This is a genomic window from Paeniroseomonas aquatica (assembly GCF_030409335.1).
GTDB lineage: Bacteria > Pseudomonadota > Alphaproteobacteria > Acetobacterales > Acetobacteraceae > Belnapia > Belnapia aquatica.
This window is the reverse complement of the sequence record NZ_JAUFPN010000275.1, coordinates 1-3,242: the sequence shown is the minus strand read 5'-3', so window position 1 is coordinate 3,242 and position 3,242 is coordinate 1. Positions and strand designations below refer to the sequence as shown.

Below are 3,242 nucleotides of genomic sequence, written 5' to 3'. Positions count from 1 at the left end.
GCAGGCGCAGCCGACGCCGGCGGCCCCGCCCCGGCCGGATCCGACCCGGCCCTCCCCGGTGCCGCCGCCGCCGACCCCGAGCCAGGCGGCCGGCACCGGCCAGACGCCGCCGGTGGCCCGGCCGCAGGAGCGCAGCACCAGCGTGCAGAATACGCTCGACCGGCTGCGCGCGGCGCAGCAGGCAACGAACGAGGCGCCGCGCGGCCAGCCGCGGCCGGCCCCGGGCGCGCCGCAGCAGGGCGGTGGCACGCCGACCGGCACCGCCAACCTCAGCGCCGGCGAGAAGGCCGGCCTGGCCGACAAGATCAGCGAATGCTGGAGCGTCGACGGCGGCGGCGTCGGCATCCAGAGCGTGGTCGTCGAATTCCGGGTCGAGGTCGACGGCGGCGGCACCGTGCGCAATGTCCGGCCGAATGGCTCGGTGCCGACCGAGCCGCGGGCGCGGGCGGTGTACGAGGCGGCGCGCCGTGCCCTGCTCGACCCCAAGTGCAACCCGCTGCCGCTGCCGCGCGAACGCCTCGCGGCGCTGCGCGATACCGTATTCCGCTTCAATCCACGCGACCTCGGGCTGCGCTGACGCGTCATGGCGTGGTACCCGAAGCCAGGAGGATATGCCGCATGATCCGAGACGACGGGGCTGACGCCCGCTTCCTGTCGCGCCGCGCGGCGCTGTTCGGCGGCATGGCCCTCGGCCTGCCGCTGCTGACCGGCCTGCCGGCCTGGGCGCAGGGACCGAGCTCGGTGGTCGACATCACCAAGGCCCGCACCGACCCCATCCCCATCGCCATCCCGGATTTCGCCGGGGCCTCGCCGGAGGCGCAGCGGGTCGGCCGCGACATCGCCCGGGTGGTGCTAGCCAACCTGCGAAACTCCGGGCTGTTCCGCCCGGTCGACCGCGCCGCCTTCATCCAGACCGCCGAGGCCGCGGCGCAGACGCCGCGTTTCCAGGACTGGCGCGTCATCGGCGCCCAGGCGCTGACCACCGGCCGGGCGGAGATCTCCGGCGACCGGCTGCGGGTCGAGTTCCGGCTCTGGGACGTGCTGCCGGAGGCGCAGATCCAGGGCACCGCCTTCACCGCGCCGGGCGCCAACTGGCGCCGCATCGCGCATCTGATCTCGGACGTGGTCTATGAGCGGCTGCTGGGCGAGAAGGGCTACTTCGACACCCGCGTCGTCTATGTCGCCGAGACCGGGCCGCGCGACCGCCGCACCCGGCGGCTGGCCATCATGGACCAGGACGGCGAGAACCAGCGCTTCCTGACCGACGGCAGCAGCGCCGCGCTGACCCCGCGCTTCCATCCGAACGCGCAGCAGATCGCCTTCATGTCCTACGCCCGCAACGAGCCGCGGGTGACGCTGTTCAACCTCGACACCGGGCGGCAGGAAGTGCTCGGCGTCTTCGCCGGCATGACGCTGTCGCCGCGCTTCAGCCCGGACGGGCGCAGCGTCATCCTCTCCTCCACCCGCGGCAACGACGCCAACATCTACATCGTCGATCTCGGCAGCCGGCGCGAGCGGCAGCTCACCTCGGGCGGCGGGCTCGATGTCTCGCCCTGCTTCTCGCCGGACGGGTCGCAGATCGTGTTCAACTCGGACCGCGGCGGCGACCAGCAGATCTACGTCATGGATGCGGGCGGCGGCGGCATCCGCCGCATCTCCTTCGGCCGCGGGCGCTATGCCACCCCGGTCTGGTCGCCGCGCGGCGACCTCATCGCTTTCACGCGTATATCGTCCGGCCAGTTCGCCATAGGGGTGATGCGGCCGGATGGCTCGGGCGAGCGGATCCTGTCCGAGGGCTGGGGCATGGAAGGCCCGACCTTCGCGCCCAACGGCCGGGTCATGATGTACTTCCGGGAGACGCCGGCCCGGGACGCCCGCGGCAACGGCTATTCGGCGCGGCTGTCCAGCATCGACATCGCCGGCTTCAACGAGCGCCAGATCGTCACGCCGACCGATGCCTCCGACCCGGCCTGGTCGCCGCTGCTGGCATGATGCGGCGCCGTGGCAACATCCGGCGAAACAAGTAAGGCGATGCCGCTTCCGGGTGGAAGCCGCATTGCGGAGCGCCATTACCCGACGCCAATATTGCCACATCGGCGCTGATTTCCTTGACCCTCTAACGCGCTGGTTGTAACCGCCGCGGCGGACTGCCGTGGCGTGCCGATCGGAAGGATGAAGGACAACATCATGCGGAATACGAAGATGCTGGGCGCGGTCGCCGCGCTCGCGCTGTTGGCCGCCTGCGAATCGACCACGAACAATGCCGCGACCGGTGCCGGCGCCGCGGCGAATACCTCGGCCGGTCCGCGTCCGGGCAGCCAGGAAGATCTCGTCGCCAATGTCGGCGACCGCGTCTTCTTCGACACCGACATCTCCAGCATCCGCGCCGACCAGCGCTCCATCCTCGAGCGGCAGGCGGGCTGGCTGGCCCGGTACCCGGGGGTGACGGTCCAGGTCGAGGGCCATGCCGACGAGCGCGGCACCCGCGAGTACAATCTGGCGCTCGGCCAGCGCCGCGCCAATGCGGCCCGCGACGTGCTGGTCGCGGGCGGCACCGCCGGGGCCCGCATCGCCACCATCTCCTACGGCAAGGACCGGCCGGCTGCGCTGGGCTCCTCCGAGGATGCCTGGGCGCAGAACCGCCGGGCGGTCACCGTCGTCCGCTGACGCGAGGCCTGGTCCTTCTTCCGCCGCCGCGCCGGGGGTCCCGGCGCGGTGGAACCTGACCGCACCCCGGCGCTTTCGCCTGGAGCCCCTTCCTGTCCCGCCATCATCCTCGATGCGATGAGCCCCACCGGAGGCCCACTATGCGCCGTGCGCTCGCCGCCCTGATCCTCGCCGCGCCGCTGCTGCTGCCCGTCGCCACGCGACCGGCGCGGGCGCAGGCGGAAAGCCGCGAAGGCATCTATCTGCAGAACCAGATCCTGCAGCTTCGCCAGGAGCTGGAGCAGGCCCGCCGCGGCGGCTCCGCCCTCGGTGGTCCGGGCGCCGCGGCCCCCTCGGCGCGCGGAGCCGGCTCCCAGGGGGAGCTCCTCGGCACGCTGCTCGACCGCGTCGGTGCGCTGGAGGAGGAGACCCGCCGGCTGCGCGGCCGGCTGGAGGAGAGCGACTACCGCAACCGCAACCTGGCCCAGACGGTCGAGAAGCTGCAGGGCGACATGGACTACCGGCTGCAGCAGATGGAAGGCGGCGCACGCGGCGGGGCGGCGGCCCGGCCGGCCCCGCCACCGGCCGCCGCGCCT

The 3,242-nt window shown here is 72.9% G+C and carries 2 protein-coding genes and 2 pseudogenes; all 4 read left to right on the top strand.

The window, feature by feature from the left end:
• A pseudogene (locus QWZ14_RS29375) lies at positions 1–577 on the top strand (hypothetical protein); the annotation flags it as partial.
• Positions 578–618: 41 nt separating this feature from the next.
• Positions 619–1,992: a Tol-Pal system beta propeller repeat protein TolB gene (tolB, locus tag QWZ14_RS29370; protein ID WP_377753189.1), complete on the top strand. Its 1,374-nt coding sequence runs from the start codon at positions 619–621 to the stop codon at positions 1,990–1,992.
• A 195-nt stretch (positions 1,993–2,187) separates the two neighbouring features.
• A complete protein-coding gene (gene pal / locus QWZ14_RS29365) occupies positions 2,188–2,667 on the top strand; it encodes a peptidoglycan-associated lipoprotein Pal (protein ID WP_290320617.1) in 480 nt (159 codons plus the stop codon).
• Positions 2,668–2,807: 140 nt separating this feature from the next.
• Positions 2,808–3,242, top strand: a pseudogene (locus tag QWZ14_RS29360) (tetratricopeptide repeat protein); the annotation flags it as partial.